The sequence below is a fragment of the Paenibacillus sp. sg306046 genome (assembly GCF_059821225.1).
In genome coordinates this window covers 1-24,037 of record NZ_JCAMRT010000016.1, presented here as the reverse complement: position 1 = coordinate 24,037, position 24,037 = coordinate 1, and the positions used below count along the sequence as shown (strand labels likewise).

The window sequence follows — 24,037 nt, the reverse complement described above, 5'->3', positions numbered from 1 at the left end:
TTTGCTCTATCGTATTATCCATATTACAAAGCTGTCAAGTCGTATACAATTTGATTAACACTTTTTTAGAATTACTATTTATTTTCATTGAACAGTCCTTTACAATAGTTGTGAAAGGGGTGAAAAGGATGGGGCAGCCTATTCCTGAATTCGGCAAGTTTCTAGAATCGCTTCGAGGCTCGCTATCGCTGCGCGAAGCTGCAAGAAAAAGCGGATTGTCCCACGCCTATATCCGGGACCTGGAGCTCGAACGCAACCGCTCGACCAATGATCGTATAACACCGTCTCCGGACACGCTGCAGAAGCTGTCTGTTGCTTACGGATACCCCTATACAGAGTTGATGATCAGAGCCGGACATCTGAGCAACGGGGACGTCGTTCAGAGCCGCCAGGAGGCCAATGCAGAGCTTGATCTGCAAGAGGTACGTTATATCGAAATCGGGATGAAGGACATTGTCTATCATAGCGAGACTGAAGATATTTCCCGCAATATGGATTCCTTGCTTGACTTCAGCAGCTTTCTGGACAAGCTGGAGGAGCATGGCTTCCGCAAAATGGACACGAACCTGTACGTCAGCTTCCGCCATATCCGGCATTATGACGACCGGCGCGGCAAGCTTTATTTCGACAGTCAGGGCCAGGGTGCTCACGTGACAATCTCCGCGATTCGTCAGAAGAAATACCACAACCAGCTGCTCCGGCATGTGGCCGGCAACACCAACAAAAGCCTGGAATTTGCGTTCGGCAAAAGCGGCAAGTCTCCGCTCGGCCACAAGCTGGAGGATAATCTGTAAATTCTGGCTGCGCGCTGCATGCTGCAAGCGTCATGCCGCTCCTGCTGCCGACAACGGACTCAACTGAAGGCCGCTCGGTACAGCTGTTCCCCGTTGCGAACAGCCCCAATCAACCTGCGATCCGTTGGAGCCCCGGCTCCCGAATTCGCAGGTTTATTTTATTTATTTTGGAATATTTTTCAATTTCAAGTATTTATTTTTATACACTTCTCATTTACAATGATTGGAAAGGGGGTGTTGCAGCTGATGGGTCAACCCAGCGCAAATTTTGGAAAATTACTCGAACGGCTCCGCGGCTCGATGTCGCTGCGCGAAGCTGCGAAAAAAAGCGGCCTGTCGCACGCGTACATCCGCGACCTGGAATTGGAGCGCAATCGGTCTACGAACGACCGCATTACTCCCTCTCCCGACACGCTGTACAAGCTGTCAATCGCTTACGGATACCCTTACACGGAACTGATGATCCAGGCTGGGCATCTGCATGAAGGCGATACGCCCTCCATACAAGCGGTTCCCGGGGAGAGGCTGGACCTCGCGCAAACATGGTATGTTGAGATCGGCATGAAGGAGCTGGTCTGCCACAGCTGCCATGGCGTCAGCTCCTCCGGCATCCATTCCTTGCTGGACTTCAGCCATTTCCTGGACGAGCTGGAGGAGCACGGCTTCCGCAAGCTGGATGCCAATTTGTACGTCAATGTTCATCAGATCAAGGGCTATGACGAGCAATGGGGCAAGATTTACTTTGAAGAAGGCGTCCAGCGGCATGAAGTGACGATTTCAGCGATCCGGCAGAAAAAATATCATACGCTGCTGCTTCGTTCTGTAAGCGCAAACACAAACCGGAGCCTGACGCTCAGCCTGGGGAAACGCAGAGGCGTTAGGCGCGAGCTCATCCATGTGGCGGCGCTGACCGCGACAGACCCTGTGTGATGCTTTACAACACAATAAAGCCTTCCAGCTCTGCTCCCGTGGAGACAAATGGAAGGTTTTATTGCGTTTGTCCGCTCGCTGTAACGTCGCTGTACCGCCTTGCGTATTGGCAAGCGGAATGAAATGAATTACACTCAAAGCTATATCCTGATACGCGGAAAGAAGTGGTTAGAGCGATGCCCTCGGACATCATGTTATTTATGGTAATGTATCCGCTGCTTTGGGCTACGCTGCTGGCCTTTGGCCTGGCGTTATGCAGATTACGAGTGTCCGCCTACAAGCAGCAGCTGCTCGTATCGTTAGTCCTGCTGACCGCTATGGCTGTTGTCGCCCATCTTTATGATCAATCGCAGTGGTTCGGCTTGCTGCTTCCGCTCATTATGACGTTTTGTTACTGGCGGCTGCTCCGCTTCCGATTGTTTCACGCTTTTCTGGTCGGACTAAGCGTCTATGCAAGCGGCTGCGTGGTCGACTTTGTCGTGAACTGGATCTTGTCCGGCTTTCAGGTGGAGCAGGCGGTACTGCGGCAGAAACCGAAGCTGGCCATTTGGGGCGGCGTGGTCCTCATCCATATCGGACTATATGTACTGCTGCATCGGTTCCGGCTCGGCTTTTCCTTCAAAGCCCCGTCCAGGCTCGATGAGCTGCGGCCCAAGCCATTCCCGCCGGTGTGGATCAGCCTGACCTTCATGCTGATTGTGTTCCTGATCCTGTTCAGCCTGGCCTACTCCTATTCTCCTTCTTCCGTGCTTCCTTTAATGATTATTTTTATGATCATCTGGGCCGTCTTGCTGCTTTTATCGTACCGCAGAGAGCTGGAGGACTGACCTTTACTGCCGGACAGCTTCCTCCCGCTCCTCCTCGAAGCCGATTTGATCACTGATGAAATAAAGCGGCCGCCGTTTCGACTCATTGTAAATCCGCCCGACATATTCTCCGATAATGCCAAGCGACATCAGCTGAACGCCGCCGAAGAAAAGGATCGCGACCAGCAAGGACGGATAGCCCGGCACTTCATTGCCGAAAAAAATCGTTCGTACGATAAAAAACAGCATGTACAGCACCGAAAAAAAAGCGATCACAAGCCCCAGGTAGCTGGAGATTTTAAGCGGAGCGAAGCTGAAGGACGTAATGCCCTCCAGCGCAAAATTCCAAAGCTTCCAATAATTGAAGCTGCTCGTCCCTGCATGCCGCGGCTCCCGCTGGTAGTGAATGCCGGTTTGCTTGAAGCCAACCCAGCTGAACAGCCCTTTCATAAAGCGGTGCTGCTCCGGCAGCTGATTCAGCGCATCAACCACCCGTCTCGACATCAGCCGGAAATCCCCGGTATCCGCAGGAATGTTGATGCTCGTAATTTTGGTCATAAACCGGTAAAACAGCTTGGCCGTCAGCTTTTTTGCCCACGTTTCTCCCTCGCGCTTGATCCGTGTCGCATAGACCACATCATAGCCTTCGAGCCACTTGTCGATGAGCTGCGGGATCAGCTCTGGCGGGTCCTGCAGGTCCGCGTCAATCGGGATGACCGCATCGCCCCGGGCCGCCTGCAGCCCGGCTGTCATCGCAAGCTCCTTGCCGAAATTTCTGGACAAGTTAATGACCTTGATTCGCGGGTCCCGCTGGTTCAGCTGGATTAGCCCCAGCAGCGTGCGATCCCGGCTGCCGTCGTTGACGCAAATAATTTCATAGCGATAAGGAAGCCGCTCAAGAACGGCTGTCATTCGCTCATAAAAATAGCTCAAATTCGATTCCTCGTTATACATCGGAACAATGAGTGAAATATGGGACGAACGATTGGTCATGCCGTACCCTCCAATTCGCTAAACAAACAGCATTCACCAAGCGTAGCTGACAGACTGCCGGCGAGCTCTCTGCTGCAGAAATTCAGCCACTTCATTTTATATCTATTTACAGTAATCTTATAAAAATAAGTATAAAAGGATACAAGCCTAGCGGTAAATAGAATTCGACAAATTTCTACTTGTGAAGTAAACTAATGTGTATTAAACTTAAACTCGAAACCGACTATTGATGCATGAAAATAGGAATTCAGGTCTAGCAAATTGTCCTGATCATACCACATAATGAAGGAGCAACATCTAATGAGCGATTGGTTACAAGTCCCCTTTTTCATTATTGAGTATGTAGCCGTTATTCTTCTTACACTATCGGCTTTTCGGCTGCCAATTAAATATTCTCTACATAAGATTATGATTATATCAATTTCTATGTCGGTTGTTTACATTTACATACGTGACTTTTTGCATCAAAGCGACTTTGCGCTAATACCGACTATAACCATAGAAATGATCTTACTAATGCTGCTCTTTCGTTTGCCGCTTCTCTTTTCGTTCCTCGTCACCATTGTCGGCGGACTGGCTTCCATTCTGGTAGAGTTATTGTCCATGTGGGCGATGACAAAATTTAATTTAGTCAGTATTGAGCAAATTCAGGCTAATTATGCGTACGTCCAGATTCCTACTGTAGTTATCCTGCTGCTTGTTGTAGCCTACCTGCAACGCAGAAAGATTGGTTTTCACTTTACCATGCAAGATTCATTGAGAGGATATAACTTTATTCTCTCTGCTCTGTTAGTTTTTGTAGTCATGCTCATTCAATTTCTGACCTATTCCTACAATAACAATCTATTGAATACATTCATACCGATTTTAACTGGATTTATTCTAATCGTACTTATATACTTGTCCTATAATCACAATAAGCGTTTGTGGAGAGAACGACGTGAACGACTGGAGCGAAAGTAAGGATGAATTTCATTGATCGTACTGCTGCTTCTCTGGTGCGTTCTATTCGCAGTCATCATCCCCAGCCGCAAAGTGAAGCTGTGCTAACGTATTCCATGATCTTGATTCTAAACACTTCATTTGCGATCTTACTTTCAATTCTATTCTCCCTCTTCACCAATTCTTTTTTTTCTACAATTTGTTGTATAATCGGATTCTTACTTTTAAGGTATTGCAGCGGCGGTCTTCACTTGAAATCTTCTGTACATTGCAGTCTTTTTTCAGCGACACTTATTATCATCGCTAGTCATCTGACCTTCAGTTATAGCCCGTGGGGAATTCCCCTCACCATTGCTTCCATTATGATGTTGATTTTTACCGCTCCGGATGGGATTGAAGGAATCAGTACGATTCCACGAGCCTACTATCCTTTACTCAAAATCGCTTCCTGTTTAATCGTAGCTTCTAATTTTTTTCTCGAATCTTCGGTGTTATCCGCTATCTTTTTCTTTCAAGCGGTTTTAACTACAAGCATGGCTTACAAAGTCCGTAATTTTCTTGAGGGGAGGGCACCTGATGAAAACACGACTGGCAATTATGGCTAATTCCGTTCTGGTGATCGCAGCAACATTATTTGTTGGTACGAATTCCTTACTCGGACACCGTCCAGAAACACCTGCCGAGCTTCTCAAAAAGTAATACAGGCTCATTCGTTCAAGGCTGACAGGCGCTGCTTGTCAGCCCTATCTTCATTTTTGGAGCTGAACTTAAACATGCAGAAAATTCCCGTTACTCGCGATGGTAAGAGAGGCTCTGAAGTGCTTGTTATTGACGCCCAGGATGTGGTCAAAATTGACCGGATTCGTGAACGTGAAGTCATTATTCATACACAGGACGAGCACTTTTACCTGGATTTCTCCTTCGACAACCTGGAAGAGTGGCTGTTCGAGGACGGTTTCCGCCAGCTGGACAGTGCCAATATCGTCAACATGAATCATGTCAAGGAATATGATCCCAGGAAAGGCACGCTTTATCTTAGCTCGAATCCGCGAAAGCCGACCAAGACGGCTTCCGCCGCCCGCATCCACCGCGAGCATGTAGACAATGCGCTGCAATTGATTCGTACCGCCAGCGCAACTACGGCCAATCATAGCTCAGAGGCCTACGAGGAACTATTTTCACGAATCATCAGCGAAACGAACGATTACCAGCTGCTCCGTTCCTATGCGACGATCCGGGCCGTCAATGAACGGAAGCGCGCCGAAGAAAAAATTCAACATATGGCCTATCATGACGCGCTGACCAATCTGCCGAACCGCCTGATGTTTGACGAACGGCTGAAGGCTTGCTTCGCCGATGCCGAGCGCAATGGAACAATGATCGCCGTCATCTTTTTTGACCTTGACAGGTTCAAAGTCATCAATGATACGCTCGGCCACCACGTCGGCGACCAGCTGCTTCAGCAGTTGGCCCGCAAGCTGCAAGATTATGTTCATGACCGGGATATCGTGGCCCGCTTTGGCGGGGACGAGTTTATCCTGTTGCTGACCAGCATCGCGCATGCAGATGAAGCGGCCCAATTTGCTGGAGGCATTCCCGAGCTGTTGCAGGAGCCGTTTTTTATCGAAGGGCAGGAGTTGTTCGTGACGGCGAGCATCGGCATCAGCCTGTACCCGCAAGACGGCCTGGAGGTCGAAACGCTGCTGAAAAATGCGGATATCGCCATGTACCGGTCCAAGGAAAAAGGCGGAAGCTCCTTCCACTTTTACCATCCGGAAATGAACAAACGGTCGATGCGGCGGCTCAATCTCGAAGTTAATTTGCGCAAGGCGCTGGAGCGCGGCGAATTCGAGGTTTACTACCAGCCGATTGTCAATCTCAAGACAGGCTCCGTTATCGGGATGGAAGCGTTGGTCCGCTGGAATCATCCGAAATGGGGCATGATTTCGCCGGGGGAATTTATCCCGCTTGCCGAAGAAACCGGACTGATTGTGCCGATCGGCAACTGGGTGCTTGAGCAAGCCTGCAGGCAAAACCGGGAATGGCGGCAGATGGGCTACCCTCCGCTGGTCGTTTCCGTAAACATTTCCGCGATTCAGTTCCACCAAATTAATTTCGTGCAAGTTGTGGTCGACGTGCTTCAGAAATCCGGCTTGACGCCAAGCCTGCTTTGTCTGGAAATTACGGAAAACGTCGCGATGAACAATGTTCCTTACATTTTGGAAACGATGCAAAAGCTGAAGGAGCTGGGGGTCCGGATTTCGATCGACGATTTCGGCACAGGCTATTCTTCGCTCAGCTATCTGAAAAGGTTTCGTGTTCATACGCTTAAAATTGATCAATCCTTCATTCGCGATATCACGTCCGATGAGGACAACGCCGCGATTGTTACCGCGCTCATTGCGATGAGCCACCGGCTGAAAATCAAATCGCTGGCCGAAGGCGTCGAGACGCAGGATCAGCTGCAATTTCTAATTTCGCAGGGCTGCGACAAAATTCAAGGCTATGTGTTCAGCAAACCAATTCCGACACTGGAATTCGAATATATGATCAAAAAAAACCAGCAATTGACCTTGGTATAGAGAAAAAGGCGCGCAGCTTGCAACCTTTTTCTCTTTTTTTCGTTATAGTAATAGCGGTAACCTTGCGTTCTGTTCAAAAAGAGAATGGTTGTACTCAGGAAGGATTGGAATCATGTCTTCAAGAATACCTAGCAGCCCTCGTATTCAGGGCAGGCCTGCCGCCACTCGTCTCGCAAAAAAGCCGGCGCCAAAGCCTCAATCGACTTGGCTCACGTTGTTTTTCTATACGATTTTTTTCCTGCTATTGTTTGGCGCGCTGTTCAGCTGCTGGTTTTTTCTGACGAAGCCGGGTACGGATCTGCGCTTTATGATGGCCGATACGCTGATTTCGACACAGCATCGCCATTGGGCCAAATATTTGATCGGCAATGAAGAACTCGAAAAGCGGGTCAACCGCTATTGGGCGCAATTTGACGTGTACTCCGGCGTAAAGGACAACGAGAAGCTGATTCAGGTTGATGCCAAGCCTGCCGCGACCGTCAAGGAGACGAAGCCCGCGATAGAAATCGAAGAAATCGAAGGAACCAACTTCAAGGGCAAGCTGCTGATCGTACACGATCCTAAAATGCTGCGCATCGCCGTCCCCGGCACAGCGGGCAAAGGCGAAAAGGTGTCCAGCATGGTGAAACGGCTTGGCGCGAAGGCAGGTGTAAATGCCGGTGGATTTGTCGATCCCGAATGGAAGGGCAACGGCTTTCAGCCGACAGGACTGGTCATCTCCAAAGGTAAAATTTATTACAACGACGGCTCGATGAATACGTCAAATCATATCGTCGGCATCGACAAGGACGGCCGGATGGTCGCCGGAAAATACACCCCCAAGCAGCTGCTGGAGATGGGGGTGCAGGAAGCGGTAACGTTTGCGCCCAAATTTATCGTCAACGGCGTCGGCATGATCAAAAACCAGGCCGACGGCTGGGGCATCGCCCCCCGTACGGCCATGGCGCAGAAGGCGGACGGTACGATCATGTTTGCGATCATCGACGGACGCCAGCCTGGTCATAGCATCGGAGCCACGTTGTTTGACATCCAGAACGTATTCCTGAAGCATGGCGCCGTTACGGCGGCCAATCTGGACGGCGGCTCCTCCACGGTGCTGGTTATGGACAACCAAATTATAAACAAGCCTTCCAGCGAATACGGCGAGCGTTACTTGCCGACGGCCTGGCTTGTATTCGAGGAACCGGACAAGGCCGATATCAAAAACATCTGGCAGGGCCTTGATCCGAGCAAAATTGATCCTTCGAAGTGGTGAAACAAAAGCAACATCCAAAAGCAGGTAAGCGCGGCTTCGCCCGACCTGTCCCGGATGTTGCTTTTTTGCGGCTGCAGCCCAATGGCTTGCGCCTTGGCTACATAGCTTTTCCATGCGGCCGACCGGCTCACGCTTGGGAGCCGCCGCTTTTTCATGACGCTTTTCATGACGCCCAAACGGCTCACGCCTTGCGGCTGTCGTCTTCTTCCTCCGGCTCCACGATCGTTGCCGCGACCGGCGCTTCAGCGGGCGTCTCACCCTCCTGCGATTTACGCCAAGCCTTTACACCGTCACGCGCCTGTTCAGCCAGCCCCTTCGCCTTGCCAGCCAGCTCCGACGTTTGCCGGGTAATGGACTGCGCCGCTGTGTTTGTTTTGGCGGAAATGTCCGAAGCAAGCTGCTTCGTTTTCTCGCTGAGCTCACTCGCCAGCTGCTGTGCTTTGTCGCTTGCCTGCTGGCAGCCCTCCGCCAAATCCGAGCGCAGCTCGCGGCCCGACTTGGGCGCCAGCAGCAGCGCGGCCACGGCCCCCAGCACACTGCCGATCACCGCTCCGGTCAAAAATGGTTTGCCTTTGTTTTCGCTTGACATCATGGCTCACTCCTTTTTTGGGGATGCTCTGGAAGCTTGGAAACGTGAAGCAAGCGTCAAGCCCCGCAAGGTCCACTCCACCAGCTCACTTACCGTGTCCTGGCGGGCAGCTACGGTGCGTCGAGCTTCCTGAACCGTGTCCTCGACCGTGTCGGAAATGACCCGGACCGACCGGGCAGCCCGCCGGACCGATTCGCCCGCTTCATGGGCAGCCTGAAACCAGGAATCCAGCGCCTCCAGCTTCTGCTGCAGATCGTCGATCAGCACCACGGACGCTTCAATCATCTTCTCCGATTCCTTGGCTGTATGGAGCGCCTGCCGCTGCAACCGGTCGATGGATGATTCGCCGAGCCGCAGCAGAGCTTGTGTGTAAAGCAAAAACCGGATCAAACAGACCGCAGCGGCGACAAAAGCGACCATACAGCACAATACTCCCCACTGCCACCACAGCACAGGCTCCCACCTCCGTCGTTTCCTCGCTCCTAGACGAATGCCTATGAGATTCTACAGTATAAGAAAATGCCCGGCGCTTTGACACACTTTTCCTGAAAAAAACCAAGCATGGCCGCTGCCGTCGAAGCAACGCCTGTTTTTTGTCGAAGTCCGCTGGTCGTCCATCCGCTTCACAGGTATAATGATAGAAAAGCTTCTCATCGCTGCGCCTTCAACGAAGAACCATTCTTATTGTTGCGGCAGCTTTTCTGCGGTTACAGGGAGGTCGGACATGAACAGAGAGCAAGGACTACAGCTGCTGGAGACTTTGAAAATTATGGCTATCGTGCGGGGAGTCGAGCAGCAGCACATTGCGAATGTGGCGGATGCCCTGCTGCGCGGCGGCATTCCGGTCATGGAAATTACGTTGAATACGCCGGGAGCGCTCACCATGATCCATCAGGTGCAGGAGCAATTCGGCGATCGGATGTTTATCGGCGCCGGCACTGTCATTGATCTCGATGATGCACGGCAAGCCTACGAGGCCGGAGCTGCTTATCTGGTCACTCCGAATTTGGAGGAGAGCGTGATTGATTTTGCCTGTCGGCAGGGGCTGCCGGTTTTTCCGGGGGCGATGACGCCCACTGAGGTGGTAAAGGCCTACAAAGCGGGGGCGACAGCGGTCAAAATTTTTCCCGGCGCCAGCCTCGGCTACGGCTATATCCAAGAGCTGATGGGACCGCTGGGCCACATTCCGATGATGGCGGTAGGCGGCGTACGCGAGGACAACATCCGCGACTTCATGCGGGTCGGCTGCTACGGGGTAGGCATCGGCGGCTCGCTGATTCATCCGGAGCAAATCGCCGCCGGCAATTTCGACTGGATTCGTGACAAGGCGATGCGTCTGGTCGAACGCTCGCTGACAGACTAACGGTCTGTCGAAGCTCCACGCTGCATGAAGGCGAACGTCCGTCAAAGATGAACGGGCTGCGGGAACGCGGTCGAACTGAAAAAAGCGGCCGTCAACGGCCGCTTTCCTCCCCTATTTATGCTGCCTCACTTCGTAATCACGCTTTTAACACATCATGATCGACATAACGCGCGCCATTCAGCTCGCTGACGACGTTAATCGCAACCTTGGCTCCGTCGCCGGCCGTCACGATCGTGTGTACACTCACACCGGCTACCGTACCGGCTGCCCAAATACCGGGAACATTTGTTTTTCCATCAGGCTGCACATCCGCAACCGTCTTGATTCTCGGCTCCGTGCCCGGCTTCGTCGCAACGCCGGCTTGCTCGGCAAGCTCAACGGATAAGCCCGTAGCCAAAATGATGTGCTTGGCTTCAAACGCTCCGTTTTCCGTTTCGATCCTGAAGCCCGCTTCGGTCGGGACGATTGCCGCAGCTTTCGTCTGCACCAGCTCTGCGCCGAATTTCAGCGCCTGCTTCTTGCCGATCTCGACCAGGTCAGGTCCGGTAATTTCCGGTACGCCGTAATGATTTTCAATCCAGGCCCGCTTCGTTATACTTTGGTCGCTGTCCAGCACCACCGTTTTCTTGCCAGCCTTGGCTGTAATCAAGGCCGCGCTTGCGCCTGCCGGGCCTGCTCCGATAATGGCAACTTCAAAGGACATCGTGCATCTCCCCTTCCGTGATCTCGTACAAGCTTCATTATGTGACGAATTCCATCCATTGTCAATTTGTGTTGCAAACTGTGTTTTCGGGTAATGACCGTTAGAAGTTTGTGCCAATTCAAAAAAACTTAAAACTTTTTTTAGCTGACGTTCGTCTATGTATTGACTCAATTCGACAACTTGTACGGGAGGAACATCGTGATGGCCAGGTCGAAACCCAAAACGAGCAAGAGCCGCAAGACGCTTCGCAATACGCTGATCACCTTGGCGATTATCGGAGCCGGTGCCTTGAGTTATGCCGGATACTTACTACATAAAGCAGATACGGCGCTGAAGCAAATGGCGCAACCTACTGAAGCCTCCACTCACCCGCGAAAGGATAATTCGGTTGACAACAGCAGCCAGAGCCAGCTCAAGCCGATGAGCTTTCTGCTCGCCGGCGTGGACAGCCGCGACGGCAGCGGCGGCTCGATGAACACGGACGTGCTGATGATGCTTAGCCTGAATCCGGAACGCCGTTCGGCCACCCTTGTCTCCATTCCGCGCGACTTCGAGATGAAGCCGAAGGAATTCGGCATTTCCAGCCAGAAAGTCAACTATTACTATGCGTATTATAATAATCAGGATAAGACGACCTCGCTGACCAAAACCCGCGAATTGTTCGGCAGCATGTTTAATGTGCCGCTTGATTACATGGCGGTCATTGATTTCGACGGCTTCCGCGAGGTGGTGGATGAGCTGAACGGCCTTGAGGTCAATGTCGATATGGATATGCGGTATGTCGACAACTTTGACGGAACCAATATTAATTTGAAAAAAGGGCTGCAGACGCTGGACGGTAAAAACACGCTCGATTTTTTGCGTTACCGCAAATCCAATCGCGGCACCAGCGAATCGTCCGACATCGCCCGCAACGAGCGGCAGCAAATGGTGCTCGACAAGCTGCTCACCAAAATGACCTCGCTCGGCGGCGTGACGCAATGGGGCGGTATTTTGGAAATCGCCGGCCGCAACGTGAAGACCGATATTCCGGCCGACACGCTGCGCAAGTTTATTTTGTCCTTCCAGAAGCTCAAGCCTGATCATATCGAATTTATCAATCTGGACGGTCGCTGGGATAGCCCGTTTATCGTGCCGAAGGAGGAGGACCTCTCAGCCGCCATCGCTTCGCTGCGGACGCAGCTCGGGTTGCCGTCGGATACGTCCACAACGGTCACCGGCTCCACCTACAGTGTGCTGCGCCAGAAATTTGGCATCGACCCTGCGGAGAAAAAACCGTCGTCCGGCAGCACAGGCACCAGCCGCTCAACCGGCTCCAGAGAAGCAGCCGTAACGGAAGCACAGGCCACGACAGGCGCGGGCCGCAGCCGCTAGCAGACCGCTCCCTGTTTCTCCTTCCCTACAGCCAGTCCCATCGTGTATACTGTAGAAACATTATCCAAGGAAAACAGGTGAGCACATGGCAGAAAAAATGATTCGCAAGCTCGGCGACCCCGTGCTACGAGAGAAATGCCGCCCGATCAGCGTCGTCAACCCAAGCGTCATGAAGCTGCTGAATGATCTGCGCGATACGTTGTATGCGGTTCCCGGCCGGGCCGGGCTCGCAGCTCCGCAGATCGGAATCGCCAAACGCGCGGCGGTGCTTGACTGCGGCACAGGACTGATTGAGCTGATCAATCCGGTTATCATCGAGCGAAGCGGCAGTCAGGAAGGCGGAGAAGGCTGTCTGTCCATTCCGGGCATTTACGGCTTCGTCACCCGCGCGCAGTCGATCAAGGTGAAGACGCTGACCCGTTCCGGCGAAGAAGCCGTATTGGAGGCGGAGGGTCATCTGGCTGTCTGTATGCAGCATGAAATTGACCATCTGGACGGTATTCTGTACATTGACCATGTGAAGCAAGGAGATTTGTACGACGAATCGACGGATAAACCGGTTCGCGTTCTCGACCTGATCCGGTTATCCAGACAGGGGTGAGCCTGAGATGGATGTCGTTCGCTATGAGGAAAATCCGCTGGTATCGCCGGAGCGTATTCCGCCGCTATGGGCTGGCTTTGAGGTCATCGGAGCGTTTAATGCAGGCATCGCACGCCTGCAAGACGATGTTGTGATGCTGATTCGCGTAGCCGAACGGCCTGTCAGTTATGACGCCGGGGTTGTGCAGACCGCCTATTTTGACGTAGCGGCGCACACAGCGGTTGCCGTCGCGCTTGACCGCAGCGATCCCGCTTATGACTTTGCCGATGCGCGCGTTGTGAAGGATCGCCTGACCGGCAGCACCCGCTACCTGACGTCCATCTCTTATTTGCGGCTGGCCCGAAGCCGTGACGGACGCCAGTTTACCGTGGATGCCGACGCTTTCCTGCTGCCCGCCAGCGAGCTGGAGGCATTCGGCGTTGAGGACCCGCGAATTACTGAAATCGACGGCGCCTACTACATCACCTACAGCGCTGTATCCAGCCGCGGCGTCGGTGTCGGCCTTGCGTCCACCCGAGACTTCGTTCAGGTCGAACGGCACGGCCTGTTGTTTGGACCCGAAAATAAGGACGTTATTTTATTCCCCGAACGGATTGGCGGCTTGTATTATGCGCTGACTCGCCCTGTGCCGAAGGCCATCGGCCAGCCGGAAATCTGGATCGCCCAGTCGCCTGATTTGCTCCATTGGGGCAACCACCGATTTCTGCTTGGTCTGAGAGCTGATGCCTGGGACAGCGGCCGGATCGGAGGCGGCACCGTGCCGCTGCGTACAGCTCAAGGCTGGCTGGAGCTCTACCATGCAGCCGACCGCGCTGACCGTTATTGCATGGGGGCCGTGCTGCTGGATGCGAATGATCCCGCCAAGGTACTAGCCCGGACGGCTGGACCGATTTTGGAGCCGGAGGCCGACTATGAGCTGCACGGTTTTTTCGGCGGTGTTGTTTTTGCCTGCGGGGCGCTGCTTGACGGCGACTCGATCCGGCTCTATTACGGCGCGGCCGATACGTCCGTTGCCTGCGCGGAGCTGAAGCTGTCCGACATTATGGCGCAGCTTGTTTATGAATAGCCGAATCAAACGCACCGACGGGCAACCTCCATCCCGTTATCGGCAGGCTGTACACGAAAAAACCGTTTCCTGCCCCCAGGCAGCGAAACGGTTTAACGTTTTAACCCTTTAACGTACAATAGCTCCCTTACTCTTCAACAGGCTGAATGACATAGGAGCACTTGCTGCCCCCTTTAGCCAAACATTCCGTCCGCTCCACCGCGGCTTCTGTGCCGAGCAGCTTCTGAAACATGGCCAGCTCGCAGCTACAAGCATGATTGTACTGCTGCGCCACCTGGGAGATCGGGCAGTTGTGCTCCTGCAGCAGGAAGCTGCCGTCCTCTCTCGTTTCCAGATTGACCATATAGCCATTCGCATTCTGAATTTCCGCCAGCTCCATCACACGCTCTGACAGCAGCTTGCCCGACATCCGCTCCTCGTAACGGCCAATCAGGCGCTGCTTGCGCCGTTCGAACAGCAAATCCACCTGCGCCTGGCCCGCCAGCGCTTCCAGCTCCTCCAGCAGGTCCAGCGTCAAATGCTGATATTTCTTAGGAAATAAGTCGTCCGCCGCCGGGGAGAGCGAATACAGGTGGGCAGGTCTGCCCATCGCTTGCCGGACCAGCTTCGATTCGATCAGGCTATCTCGTTCCAGGGTGTTCAAATGCCGGCGCACAGCCATTTCCGTAATGCCCAGTTGCCTGGACAGCTCGCCGACGCTTTGAGCCCCTTTTGTTTTCAGCAGCGTCACTATCATTTTACGTGTTGGCGCATCCGCTTCCTGATTCATCCGGTCTCACCGTCCTTCCAGCACAGGTCGCCGTTACTCGACAGCTCAACATCGTACTTTATAAATGTTCAGCGTTCCTCGGAAATACTTCCGATACTTTAGGATATCTTATGTTTGGAATATGGTCAAGAACCTATGCTTTTCCATCCCGCTTTAGGCTCCGTTGTGTACCGGGGGTGGCCACACGGTCAGTCATCCGTTTGCGTCCGAGCAGAAACGGTGTGTATCTGTTCATCATAAAAATGGCGGGCACAAGCGCTAGCATCGTCGCGGCGGAAAACAACAGCGAGGACCACAGCGGGTCCGCCGGCAAGCGGATGCCAAAGTTATGAATCAGCTTGGCGATGACGTCAAAGGCAGAAAAATGAAGCGCCATGATGATGAGCGAATTTTTACCGAGAAACATGATCCCCCGGCCGCTCCACCGCTGGACAACGCCAAGAACCGTCCAGATCCCGGCAAACGCCCCCACATAAAACAGCAGCAGCTGATTGTATGTATGAGCATTCATATCGACCCGGCCATTCATCGCGCTGACCAGCAGGCTGACGCTCAGCGCTGCTCCCCACAGCAGCCAGCCCTTCCGCCCCTGCGCAGCGCAGCGTGCGACAGCTGACCGGGATCGGGCGGCATAACCTGCACCATAGAAGCCGATCGCGATCAGCGCTACATCCGCACTCCACGGCAGGCGCAGCGGCAGCCATACACGCAAAGCCTCCCCCAGCGCCGCGCATAATACAAGCCCGATGACGATGCGGCGGGTCGTTTTCATCCGGGTGACAAGCAAGTAAAATCCGAGTTCCACCAAAAACAAACACAGCAAAAACCATAAAGGCGAATTGTGCATCCAGCCGTCAACACCGCTGCCATAAAAAAAGCCAACGAGCGGCCTGAGCAGGTCTTTATCCGAATGCCGCCAAACAAACGCCCAATACAAATAAGTCAACACGTATAACATCATATAAGGAACCAGTAAGCTTTGCGCTTTTTTGCGGACAATGTCCGTTAGCCCTGTAAATTTGCGGGGATGACTCACGTAACCGGACAAGAAGAAAAACAAGGGCATATGAAAAGAAAACAAATACGTATGCCAACCAGCGGGCAGCGCTGTGTGCCCCCAAACCACCAGCAAAATGCCGATCCCCTTTGCCATGTCCAACCAGTCCAGCCGCTGCTTCAGAGCCATGATCAATTCCCCCTCGCCTTCTTTATGATACATTATGTATCATTAAACATGGAATTGCAAGGGCCAACTTGGCTCCACGCCAAACAGCCGCTGCCCGCAAATGCAAGCAACGGCTGACCTGGAGCAAAGCTCCGTTTTTTGTGAACATCATGCTGGCTAAAGCACTTCCTTGACGATAAAAGCCGGCACAGCCGCAGCAAACCGCTCCAGCGGCTCCGGTAAAGCCACAATCAGCGGATGCAAGCCCGTCCGGGAAATTTCCGTGTAGTCCTGCGTCAAAAAACGCCGCATCTGTACAAGCGAGGTTAGCACGGCCGCCTCCTCGGCCCCGATCACGTGTTCACCGCACAAAATGTCGACAATATCCTCATAGCTGCTCGCATCGCGCATCATGAAGGCATCAATGAGCAGGCTGCCCACATCCGTTACCGTCTCGATCGCCAGTACAAGCGTACGCTCCTGCGCCAGATGAAACAACAGCGTGCCGTCGCCGAAGTCGTCGGCCTCGCTTTCCTCCCGCAGTTCTCTGCAGGCCTGCAGCAAGGTCGGAATAAAGGTCAGACGACGATCAATTTGTTCCTGATTCACATAGTACATAAGTTAGTTATCCCCGCTTCTTCTTTTTCCATTTGGACCATAGGATAATGACCGGGAATGCGGCGGTCAGCAAGACGATCAGCAGTACCGCCTGCATTAAATACTCGTAACTCATAAAGCTGTCACTCCTTCTTGTCTACACCCGTCCGGCTGCTTGCTCTCGGGCATATGCCCAATGGTTAGTCGGCCCATGTCCCTGACCGATGCCCAGCTCCTCGCGGATCGCAAGCGTGATGAATCGCTTGGCCGTTACGGCGGCCTCCAGCAGCCCCCGGCCTTTCGCCAGCTCCGCGCAGATGACGGCCGAGAAGGTACAGCCCGTTCCGTGCGTATGGCGTGTGTCATAACGAGTTCCTTCGAGCAACTGGTACGTCTGCCCGTCGTACAGCACGTCCGTCGGCTCGCCGCTGCGGTGGCCGCCCTTGACAATTGCCGCTCGCGCGCCGCATTCATGAACCAGCCAGTGCGCCGCCTGCTTCATGTCCTCCAGCGACGTAATCTGCAGACCGGTCAGCACCTCGGCCTCCGGAATATTCGGCGTCACCACCGCGGCCAGCGGCAGCAGTTGGTCACGCAGCGCCTGCTGAGCGGAAACGGCCAGCAGGCTCGCGCCGCCCTTGGCGATCATCACCGGGTCCACGACCAGCTTGTCCACCCCGAACTTGCGTATGCTGCGCGCAACGAGCTCAATCACCTCAGGCTGCGACAGCATGCCTGTCTTGGCCGCATCCGCGCCCAAATCCGACAGCACCGCTTCCAATTGCTGCTCAATTCCCGCTAGCGGAATATCATAGATGCCGTGGACGCCAAGCGTATTTTGCGCCGTGATCGCCGTAATGGCCGACATGCCGTATACATCAAGCATCTGGAACGTTTTCAGGTCGGCCTGAATGCCAGCCCCGCCTCCGCTGTCCGAGCCTGCAATGGTCAAAGCTTTACACACGTTCATCAAGTTCTCAATCCTCTCCGCTTCTAAAACCCTTCCCCTTAGTTTAGTCCTCCTCCGCTGCCGGAGTCAAGGCAGTTCGGGCGCGCAAGCTGCTTTCATGATTATTTTTTGACAACTTGTGCAAACGCTTTGACGGCATGCGGACGCGGGGGTATGATGAGACGAAAAGGAACAAATGGAAAGGGTCGATGTTACGCTCATGAACAATGCCAGAAAACAGCTGCATCTCGTCACGACGGGCAGCCAGGAGCTGGACGAGGTCATGGCTGCGCTAAGCCGGCTTCCTGCAGGGATGATCGACGTGTTTCACATCCGTGAGAAACACCGCTCTGCCCGCGACCTGCTCCGATGGTACAAAGCGCTCAAGCCGCTGCTGCCGGTGACGGCGGTGCTGCTGAATGACCGCCTCGACGCAGCGCTGGCCGCGCAAGCGGACGGTGTCCAGCTCGGCGGCGGCAGCCTGCCTCCGGCCGAAGCCAAGGCGCTGCTTCCAGCCCGCATGCGGCTCGGCTGCTCCGTCCATCATCCGCAGGAAGCCGCGGAGGCGGCCGGCCAAGGAGCGGACTTTGTCCTGTACGGCCATATTTATGAGACCGCGTCCAAGCCCCGACTGCCCGCCCGCGGCGTAGCCGCGCTTGCGCAAACAGTGCAGGCATGCCCAGCCCCGGTGATCGCCATCGGAGGCATCCAGCCGGAGCGAGTCGGCGAAGTGCTGGCCTCCGGAGCGGCTGGCATCGCTGTCCTGTCTGGGGTTCTGCTGCATGATGATCCCGGCGGACAGCTAGAGCGGTTCCGGAAAGCGTTAGACCGTCCCACCTCAACCCCAAGGAGAGAAACCTTATGACGAATCAAGCAACCCCTTTTTGCGCCAAGCCCAATTCCGCCTTTCTGCGCCCTGAAGCAGGAGACAAGCCTACCGCTCTGATCATTGGAGGCGGCGTCATCGGAGCGGCGGCGGCCTATGAGCTGGGCAAAGCGGGCTTCCGCTGCACCGTGCTGGACAAGGGCGGCTGGAGTCTCGAAGCCTCAAGCGCAGCCGCAGGCATGCTCGGCGCTCAGGTCGAGACTCATCAGGCGGGACCGTTTTACGAGCTGTGCCGCGCCAGCCTGGCCATGTATCCGGCATGGGCCGCTGAGCTGGAGGAATGGAGCGGCATCTCCACGCAATATATCGCCGAAGGAATCGTTCGCGCCGCGCTGACGGAGGAGGATGCCGCTGAGCTGCTCGCAAGGCTTCCTTGGATGCAGGACGCGGTCTGGAAGACGGCCGAGGAGCTGCTGCAGATCGAGCCGGAGCTGTCGCCGGGCATTCTTGGCGGACTTTACCTGCAGACTGATCATCAAGTGCATCCGGTATGGCTCGGCAACTCGCTGCGGGCGGCTATCGCCCGACAAGGCGGTCTTGTCCGTGAATGGACGCCGGCCACCCGGCTGCTGACGGATTGCACCAGCCGCGTATGCGGAGCCGATACGCCTGAAGGCGAGCTGCGCGCGGATCTCGTCGTGCTTGCGGCCGGCGCATGGAGCTCCCCGCTGACGGAGCCGCTGGGGCTAAAGCTGCCTATTTTCCCTGTCAAAGGCCAATGTATGTCCGTGCGGACCGATGCGCCGCTGATCCGGTCAACTGCCTTTACGAAGGGCTGCTACATCGTTCCGAAAAGCGACGGCACCTACATTATCGGGGCTACCCAGCAGCAGGTCGGTTTCGACAAACGCCCCCATGTCGGCACCATTGCCGAGCTGCACAGCAAGGCATCGGCGCTGCTGCCGCGAATCGCCGACGCTGAATTTGTGTCCACGTGGACAGGGCTTCGCCCCGGCACCGAGGATGCGCTGCCGTTCATCGGCGGCTGGCAGCAAACGCCAGGTCTGATTATGGCTACCGGCCATTACCGCAACGGCATCCTGCTCGCCCCGATTACCGGTCGGCTCGTCGCTCAGCTGGCGCAAGGAACAACGCCCGAGCTTGACCTGACACCGTACGCCCCGAGCCGGGCGGCGGCGGGGCAAGCCGTCGAGCTTACCGCCACCCGCTCAGGCTAATCGTACGAGCTTGCGGCAGGCTGCTGCATTCCGCATTCCGATCAGGCTCGGCAGCCAGGAGCGGGCTAAGCCTTCATTCTCGCCAGCAGCGCCCAGCGCCGCTCATGGCGCCGTTTAAACTTCGGAAGCCCCCGGTACAGTTCCAGCGCCTCACGGAACGAACGGCGGGCTTCTTCGGCGCGCCCCAGCTGCTGATGCAGCAAGCCAAGACGGTAGTAGGCCTCGCACGAGGAGGAGTTCACTTCGCGGAAGCGCTCCAGATAACCGATCGCGAGCTCCGGCTGCCCAACGGCATACGCTTCGCCGAGCCACAAGTAAGGATCGCCGTATTTCACTCGCGGGTTCAGCTCAAACGCCTGCAAAATAAGTGCCTCTCCCGCCTCCCGGTTGCCCCGCTTCAGCTCGCATAGCCCCAGCTCGCTCAGCACATCGGCGGAATCATCCATCACGCGGCGTACCTCGGTCAGCAGCTCGTAAGCAGCGTCATACTTTTTCTGCTCCATATAAATGCGGGCAATCTCATGCTTGGTCGATGTGTGATGCGGACTGAGCCGCAGCTCATCGCGCAAACGGCTCAGCCGCCGCGCCCGCTTGATTGGTCTGAGGAAGCTGGGCGTAAGTCCGATAAACCGCCGGTCCAGCATATACGCGATAACTAACAGGACGATTAGCGCCACAAAAGGATTACCGAGCAACCAGGTCAAAAAAATAAAAATAAATACTTTACTCACCCTTCACACCACCCACCCTCTCTTTGTTGAAAAAGCTGCGCAGCTGAACCTGCGGTCCGGCAGCTGTACGCATGAAGCATTCGTTCAATTATACCATAAGCTGCCAGATGATGGACAGAACAGCTGCTGCGCCTCAGCGCAGTGGCCGGAGCCTTGCCGCGTCACTTGGCCGCACGCCCGTATGTCATCTTATGCGGCTGCCCTGACGCTGTCCCGGGGGCGCAGCCGGTTGATTTTTTACCGTCAGGCAGGAATTTGCATCGCTCTGGGCGAATGGATTGATCTAGTCACAGAACAGGAGCAGGGGGAACAACGACACGATGAATGAAACCAAAGCTATCGCCTGGGGCAAAACGCGGCAAATGGGCAAAGCCAAATTTGTAATGATCCGGGGCGTACTGTTATGGGGGGTCGCGCTGACCGCCGTCTTTACGGCGATTGAGTGGTTTTCACAGCAGACCTTGCAGTCGTCCTGGCTGACTGTACGGCTGCTCGTATTTGGCATCGTCGGTTTTTTCGCGGCCAATTTCCAATGGGATGGCAATGAACGCAAATACGCTGAGCATCAGCAGCCGCGCAAGCCACAGGCCCAACAGCCGAAGCCGCAAGGAAGCAGCCGCGAAGCGGGCAAGCGCAAGCAGCGCTAGCGCAGCAAGTCGGGAGTTAACCAGCGGCGACAGGCTATCAGGCAAGCTACACGATAGGAGCCAGCAGGCCGGAGCAGCGAATGGATGAAGTCCGCCAGCAAGCCGAAACAAAGAAAAAACCTGCGATCGTTTCGAACGGCCGCAGGCAACAAGGGAACTATATAATTAAAAAGGGGGTCACTGCTTATTATAGGCGACCAACATTAAAGGACGATGAAGCTCAGATTACAGTTCGATGACAAAATGACGTTAATCGTCATCATCCGGGTGCGGCTCGTACACCGGCGGGCCGTCCCCGCCGACTTTCCGTTTCATCGCCAGCAGCGCAAAAAACAGCAGCACCTCATTGTTGACGTAAGATACGCACAACCCGAAAATCCCGAACATCCTCGAAAAATGCTGCTCGGCTCCTGCAAAAACAGACGCCCACCACCAGACGCCGATGCCGGCGATCAACGTATTGACAACGGAGCCGATGAGAAAAGAAATTCCCAGCTTGCCCGTTTTCCACATCGGCCACACGCCGACAATGCCGGTCAGCACAAATCCTGCGCCCAAAATGAGCCAAAAAATCGTATCGTATGTCAAAGCTATTGCTCACGCTCCCTGTCCGCTTCCGTAAAATGCCTTTACCAGCGTATCATGAATTGACGTCGCCGGACACTACTTTCCCTAATCTGCCTTAAAGTTGTCAAATGCTTGCTGCCGATCCTCCAGCTCTTGGCCCCTGGCGCTTGCGCCCGGATCGCGATATACTGGAATCGAGTATTGTCAAACCATGAAGGAGGTGCCTTATGGCACGTAGTCAAGCGTACAAACAACGCAGCAAGCAAATTCGCGAAGGAAAATTGGACCCCGTCGTCAGCCGCAAAAGCTGGAATGGCTGCCTGCCGGTCGAACGCCTCACCCCCACCTATCAGGAGGCCAAACGCAAGCACGATAACAAACACAAAAAGAAATGGCACCTCTCGTCCTCTGCGAGTGATGGTGCCATTTTTTTTACCCGGATACGGTTAACCGCAGCCGCGCTCAGGCCCGGTCGGTTGCCCCGGCTATCGAACGTCCTGCACGACCTACAACACCCCGCCCGCTTCAAGACGTCCTCTCGCATACAAGGCGCTGCCGATCACCCCTGCATCCTCCAGCAGCTCTGCCTGCCTGATCTGCAGATTTTCCCAGTAAAAGGACAACGCCGCGCGCTGAAGTTCCTCACGCATCGGCTTCAGCAGACGCTCTCCGGCTTGCGCCGCGCCCCCGCCCACCACGATGACATCCGGGCTAAAGAGCGTGATGGCTGTCGCCAGACCGCGGCCCAGCAATTTTCCAGTACGCTCAAGCACGGCGATCGCCGCCGGATCACCGGCATCATACGCCTGCGATACGTCGGCCGCCGTCATTCGCTGGACGCTGGCTCCGGGGAAACGTTCGGCCAATACGGTAGCTTCGCCCCGCTCCACCGCTTCACGTGCCTGCCGCGTTATGCCTGTCGCAGAGGCCACCGTTTCCAGACAGCCGGTCAAGCCGCAGTTGCACGTATAATCAATACCTTCCAGCGCGATATGCCCCAGCTCTCCGGCACGCCCGCCGCTGCCGTAATACAGGCGGCCGTCATTAAACATCGCGGCGGCCATCCCTGTCCCGATCGTAATGCCAAGCACATGAGCGAAGCCGCGTCCCGCTCCCCTTGTTGCTTCCCCATACACATACATACGCACGTCATTATTGACGAAAACAGGCAAGCCGCCCAGCCGTTCGCTCAACAGCTTCGCCAGCGGAAAGCTCCGCCAGCCCAGATTCGCGGCAAATACACTGACGCCTGTCACATGATCCACGAAGCCCGGAACTCCGATTCCGACGCCCTCAACCGCGACCTGAGCCGCCGCCTTCACCTGCTCGATCGCCTCGGCAAGCCTGCGCACGACATCCTCACCGCCCTGCTGCGCATCCGTTGCGAGCTTAACCATCTGAAGCGTTTGTCCCTCTTCGTTGACAATACCTGCTACCATATTCGTTCCACCGATATCCACGCCTACGTAATGTTTCAACTGCTTCTCCTCATTTCCATGGTTAATCGTCCCACGGCTCCCGCACGATTTGCTCAAAATTTTATCTCATTTTCAACAGGAGAGCAAACAAATTTTAGTTGCCGGAATTCCAATGAAACCAATGCGCAGCTATTGCGTATTATATATGAAGCGCGGCTTCGGCCAAGCGCTAACTGCCGTTTACCAATGTTCTCAGGGGGATTACCATGCCAAACCGTCAACATTTAGTCGAGCTGGAAGAATCATTCCGACAGCTGTTCCGCCGAATTAAAGCCGCTTGGACGCGCTTCGAGGTGCAGGGCGTTTCTTCCTCGCAAGCATCCATTTTGGAAAAACTGCATAACGACGGACCTCTGAAGGTTTCCCAGATCGCTGACGCGCTTTGGATTACAGCCGGTGCAGTCACTTCCCTTTCCGATAAGCTGATTGCACGAGGGTTTGCAGAGCGCTCCCGTTCGGAAGAAGACCGCCGGGTTGTCTATCTGGAAATTACCGATAGCGGACGGGAGCTGCTCAAGCAATTCCGCACCCATCGGCAGGAAATCGTCGATTCCTTCTTCGGCAAGCTGTCGGATGAAGACTCGCAGCAATTGATTCGCATTTTCTCCATCATGTTAGCTGAAAACAGCAAAGAAGAGCAGGCCTAAGGCCAGCTCGATTCTGTATAGTATACGCACCGGTAGCCGGCCCATTTATAAAGGCCGGCTACCGGTGCGCTGTTGAAGTGACCCGTTAAAGCTTAAAGCGCCGCAAGCTCCGTCAATATACGCTCCAAAGCCTCGGGAGACACGCGCAGCATGGCGTTTTCGCCGATCTGCTTGAGCGAGAAGCCTTTGGCGATATTTCTCGGGGCGCCGTTCACGAGCATCGGCGCGTGGCGGCCGACAATTTCGGTGGCCCGCTCATCCATCAGCAGCTCGCTCAGCTTCGTTTTGAGGCTGTAGCGCTCCTGGAACAACCCGGCGTTTTCGTAGGCGAAGACGTAGACGCCCGAGCCCGCCTCAAGCTTGAGCCCTCCCGCCGTTTCCTCCGCCGCGCGAATGCCGTCCGGACGCTCCGCCGCAGCCGCGAT

Annotated in this window: 27 protein-coding genes and 2 pseudogenes; 17 read left to right on the top strand and 12 right to left on the bottom strand. The window is 54.8% G+C overall.

Translation table 11 applies throughout. The features are described from left to right. Positions 1-128: 128 nt before the first annotated feature. The 3 genes from AC6ROY_RS16775 (at position 129) to AC6ROY_RS16765 (ending at position 2,551) form a co-directional block, all read left to right on the top strand. Positions 129-794, top strand: coding sequence for a helix-turn-helix domain-containing protein (locus AC6ROY_RS16775; protein WP_500101724.1), 666 nt, complete (start codon positions 129-131; stop codon positions 792-794). 246 nt (positions 795-1,040) lie between these two features. Further along, positions 1,041-1,724: a helix-turn-helix domain-containing protein gene (locus AC6ROY_RS16770; RefSeq protein WP_500101723.1), complete on the top strand. Its 684-nt coding sequence runs from the start codon at positions 1,041-1,043 to the stop codon at positions 1,722-1,724. 191 nt (positions 1,725-1,915) lie between these two features. Beyond that, positions 1,916-2,551, top strand: coding sequence for a hypothetical protein (locus AC6ROY_RS16765; protein WP_500101722.1), 636 nt, complete (start codon positions 1,916-1,918; stop codon positions 2,549-2,551). 3 nt (positions 2,552-2,554) lie between these two features. Here the strand turns inward: AC6ROY_RS16765 and AC6ROY_RS16760 are convergent, their stop codons facing one another. After that, entirely contained in the window at positions 2,555-3,523 is a 969-nt protein-coding gene (locus AC6ROY_RS16760; RefSeq protein ID WP_500101721.1) for a glycosyltransferase family 2 protein, read from the bottom strand. A gap of 300 nt (positions 3,524-3,823) precedes the next feature. Between AC6ROY_RS16760 and AC6ROY_RS16755 the strand changes: the two genes are divergently transcribed. The 5 genes from AC6ROY_RS16755 to AC6ROY_RS16735 all read left to right on the top strand — a co-directional run bounded on the left by AC6ROY_RS16755 (position 3,824) and on the right by AC6ROY_RS16735 (position 8,302). Next, positions 3,824-4,486 carry a hypothetical protein gene (locus AC6ROY_RS16755; RefSeq protein WP_500101720.1) on the top strand — a complete coding sequence of 221 codons (663 nt, stop codon included), beginning with the start codon at positions 3,824-3,826 and terminating at the stop codon, positions 4,484-4,486. 2 nt (positions 4,487-4,488) lie between these two features. Then, entirely contained in the window at positions 4,489-5,070 is a 582-nt protein-coding gene (locus tag AC6ROY_RS16750) for an accessory gene regulator B family protein (RefSeq protein WP_500101719.1), read from the top strand. After that, complete coding sequence (locus AC6ROY_RS16745; protein ID WP_500101718.1) at positions 5,042-5,164, top strand: cyclic lactone autoinducer peptide; 123 nt, start codon at positions 5,042-5,044, stop codon at positions 5,162-5,164. The genes AC6ROY_RS16750 and AC6ROY_RS16745 overlap by 29 nt, the downstream gene beginning before the upstream one ends. Before the next feature lie 74 nt (positions 5,165-5,238). Further along, positions 5,239-7,047 carry a putative bifunctional diguanylate cyclase/phosphodiesterase gene (locus AC6ROY_RS16740; RefSeq protein WP_500101717.1) on the top strand — a complete coding sequence of 603 codons (1,809 nt, stop codon included), beginning with the start codon at positions 5,239-5,241 and terminating at the stop codon, positions 7,045-7,047. A gap of 112 nt (positions 7,048-7,159) precedes the next feature. Beyond that, positions 7,160-8,302 (top strand): phosphodiester glycosidase family protein, encoded by a 1,143-nt coding sequence (locus AC6ROY_RS16735; RefSeq protein WP_500101716.1) that lies wholly within the window; start codon positions 7,160-7,162, stop codon positions 8,300-8,302. A gap of 181 nt (positions 8,303-8,483) precedes the next feature. On the opposite strand, the gene AC6ROY_RS16730 is transcribed toward AC6ROY_RS16735, so the two are convergent. Continuing rightward, complete coding sequence (locus AC6ROY_RS16730) at positions 8,484-8,894, bottom strand: YtxH domain-containing protein (protein WP_500101715.1); 411 nt, start codon at positions 8,892-8,894, stop codon at positions 8,484-8,486. A 3-nt stretch (positions 8,895-8,897) separates the two neighbouring features. Further along, complete coding sequence (locus tag AC6ROY_RS16725) at positions 8,898-9,344, bottom strand: DUF948 domain-containing protein (RefSeq protein ID WP_500101714.1); 447 nt, start codon at positions 9,342-9,344, stop codon at positions 8,898-8,900. 271 nt (positions 9,345-9,615) lie between these two features. Between AC6ROY_RS16725 and AC6ROY_RS16720 the strand changes: the two genes are divergently transcribed. Beyond that, on the top strand, positions 9,616-10,254 hold the full coding sequence (locus AC6ROY_RS16720) for a bifunctional 4-hydroxy-2-oxoglutarate aldolase/2-dehydro-3-deoxy-phosphogluconate aldolase (RefSeq protein WP_500101713.1): 639 nt from the start codon (positions 9,616-9,618) through the stop codon (positions 10,252-10,254). Positions 10,255-10,390: 136 nt separating this feature from the next. On the opposite strand, the gene AC6ROY_RS16715 is transcribed toward AC6ROY_RS16720, so the two are convergent. Next, the gene (locus AC6ROY_RS16715; protein WP_500101712.1) at positions 10,391-10,957 is read right to left on the bottom strand and encodes an FAD-dependent oxidoreductase; all 567 of its coding nucleotides are present in this window, start codon (positions 10,955-10,957) and stop codon (positions 10,391-10,393) included. A 201-nt stretch (positions 10,958-11,158) separates the two neighbouring features. Here AC6ROY_RS16715 and AC6ROY_RS16710 point away from each other — a divergent pair, with 201 nt between their 5' ends. The 3 genes from AC6ROY_RS16710 to AC6ROY_RS16700 all read left to right on the top strand — a co-directional run bounded on the left by AC6ROY_RS16710 (position 11,159) and on the right by AC6ROY_RS16700 (position 13,998). Then, positions 11,159-12,331 carry an LCP family protein gene (locus AC6ROY_RS16710; RefSeq protein WP_500101711.1) on the top strand — a complete coding sequence of 391 codons (1,173 nt, stop codon included), beginning with the start codon at positions 11,159-11,161 and terminating at the stop codon, positions 12,329-12,331. 85 nt (positions 12,332-12,416) lie between these two features. Then, positions 12,417-12,932, top strand: a complete 516-nt coding sequence (gene def, locus AC6ROY_RS16705; protein ID WP_500101710.1) for a peptide deformylase — start codon at positions 12,417-12,419, stop codon at positions 12,930-12,932. A 7-nt stretch (positions 12,933-12,939) separates the two neighbouring features. Further along, complete coding sequence (locus AC6ROY_RS16700; RefSeq protein ID WP_500101709.1) at positions 12,940-13,998, top strand: glycoside hydrolase family 130 protein; 1,059 nt, start codon at positions 12,940-12,942, stop codon at positions 13,996-13,998. A gap of 127 nt (positions 13,999-14,125) precedes the next feature. Here AC6ROY_RS16700 and AC6ROY_RS16695 read toward each other — a convergent pair whose 3' ends face one another. From AC6ROY_RS16695 to thiD, 4 genes are all read right to left on the bottom strand, one after another. Beyond that, complete coding sequence (locus AC6ROY_RS16695; RefSeq protein WP_500101708.1) at positions 14,126-14,767, bottom strand: helix-turn-helix transcriptional regulator; 642 nt, start codon at positions 14,765-14,767, stop codon at positions 14,126-14,128. A 133-nt stretch (positions 14,768-14,900) separates the two neighbouring features. Beyond that, positions 14,901-15,953: an acyltransferase family protein gene (locus AC6ROY_RS16690; protein WP_500101707.1), complete on the bottom strand. Its 1,053-nt coding sequence runs from the start codon at positions 15,951-15,953 to the stop codon at positions 14,901-14,903. A gap of 156 nt (positions 15,954-16,109) precedes the next feature. Next, complete coding sequence (locus AC6ROY_RS16685) at positions 16,110-16,550, bottom strand: DUF86 domain-containing protein (RefSeq protein WP_500101706.1); 441 nt, start codon at positions 16,548-16,550, stop codon at positions 16,110-16,112. A gap of 136 nt (positions 16,551-16,686) precedes the next feature. Further along, positions 16,687-17,499 (bottom strand): bifunctional hydroxymethylpyrimidine kinase/phosphomethylpyrimidine kinase, encoded by an 813-nt coding sequence (gene thiD / locus AC6ROY_RS16680; protein WP_500101705.1) that lies wholly within the window; start codon positions 17,497-17,499, stop codon positions 16,687-16,689. 199 nt (positions 17,500-17,698) lie between these two features. On the opposite strand from thiD, the gene AC6ROY_RS16675 reads away from it, so the two are divergent. Both AC6ROY_RS16675 and thiO read left to right on the top strand, forming a co-directional pair. Next, positions 17,699-18,343 carry a thiamine phosphate synthase gene (locus AC6ROY_RS16675; RefSeq protein ID WP_500101704.1) on the top strand — a complete coding sequence of 215 codons (645 nt, stop codon included), beginning with the start codon at positions 17,699-17,701 and terminating at the stop codon, positions 18,341-18,343. Beyond that, on the top strand, positions 18,340-19,542 hold the full coding sequence (thiO, locus tag AC6ROY_RS16670) for a glycine oxidase ThiO (RefSeq protein ID WP_500101703.1): 1,203 nt from the start codon (positions 18,340-18,342) through the stop codon (positions 19,540-19,542). Before AC6ROY_RS16675 ends, thiO begins: the two co-directional genes overlap by 4 nt. Positions 19,543-19,607: 65 nt before the next feature. Here thiO and AC6ROY_RS16665 read toward each other — a convergent pair whose 3' ends face one another. Then, the gene (locus AC6ROY_RS16665) at positions 19,608-20,273 is read right to left on the bottom strand and encodes a tetratricopeptide repeat protein (RefSeq protein WP_500101702.1); all 666 of its coding nucleotides are present in this window, start codon (positions 20,271-20,273) and stop codon (positions 19,608-19,610) included. A gap of 320 nt (positions 20,274-20,593) precedes the next feature. Here AC6ROY_RS16665 and AC6ROY_RS16660 point away from each other — a divergent pair, with 320 nt between their 5' ends. Further along, on the top strand, positions 20,594-20,920 hold the full coding sequence (locus AC6ROY_RS16660; RefSeq protein WP_500101701.1) for a hypothetical protein: 327 nt from the start codon (positions 20,594-20,596) through the stop codon (positions 20,918-20,920). A 249-nt stretch (positions 20,921-21,169) separates the two neighbouring features. On the opposite strand, the gene AC6ROY_RS16655 is transcribed toward AC6ROY_RS16660, so the two are convergent. Continuing rightward, positions 21,170-21,508 (bottom strand): hypothetical protein, encoded by a 339-nt coding sequence (locus AC6ROY_RS16655; RefSeq protein WP_500101700.1) that lies wholly within the window; start codon positions 21,506-21,508, stop codon positions 21,170-21,172. 206 nt (positions 21,509-21,714) lie between these two features. Between AC6ROY_RS16655 and brfA the strand changes: the two are divergent. Then, positions 21,715-21,918: pseudogene (gene brfA / locus AC6ROY_RS16650) on the top strand (ribosome rescue factor BrfA); the annotation flags it as partial. Positions 21,919-21,993: 75 nt separating this feature from the next. Here the strand turns inward: brfA and AC6ROY_RS16645 are convergent. Further along, on the bottom strand, positions 21,994-22,965 hold the full coding sequence (locus AC6ROY_RS16645; protein WP_500101699.1) for an ROK family protein: 972 nt from the start codon (positions 22,963-22,965) through the stop codon (positions 21,994-21,996). A 206-nt stretch (positions 22,966-23,171) separates the two neighbouring features. Between AC6ROY_RS16645 and AC6ROY_RS16640 the strand changes: the two genes are divergently transcribed. After that, positions 23,172-23,612 (top strand): MarR family winged helix-turn-helix transcriptional regulator, encoded by a 441-nt coding sequence (locus AC6ROY_RS16640; protein WP_500101698.1) that lies wholly within the window; start codon positions 23,172-23,174, stop codon positions 23,610-23,612. Between the two features lie 92 nt (positions 23,613-23,704). On the opposite strand, the pseudogene AC6ROY_RS16635 reads toward AC6ROY_RS16640, so the two are convergent. After that, a pseudogene (locus AC6ROY_RS16635) lies at positions 23,705-24,037 on the bottom strand (alpha-L-rhamnosidase); the annotation flags it as partial.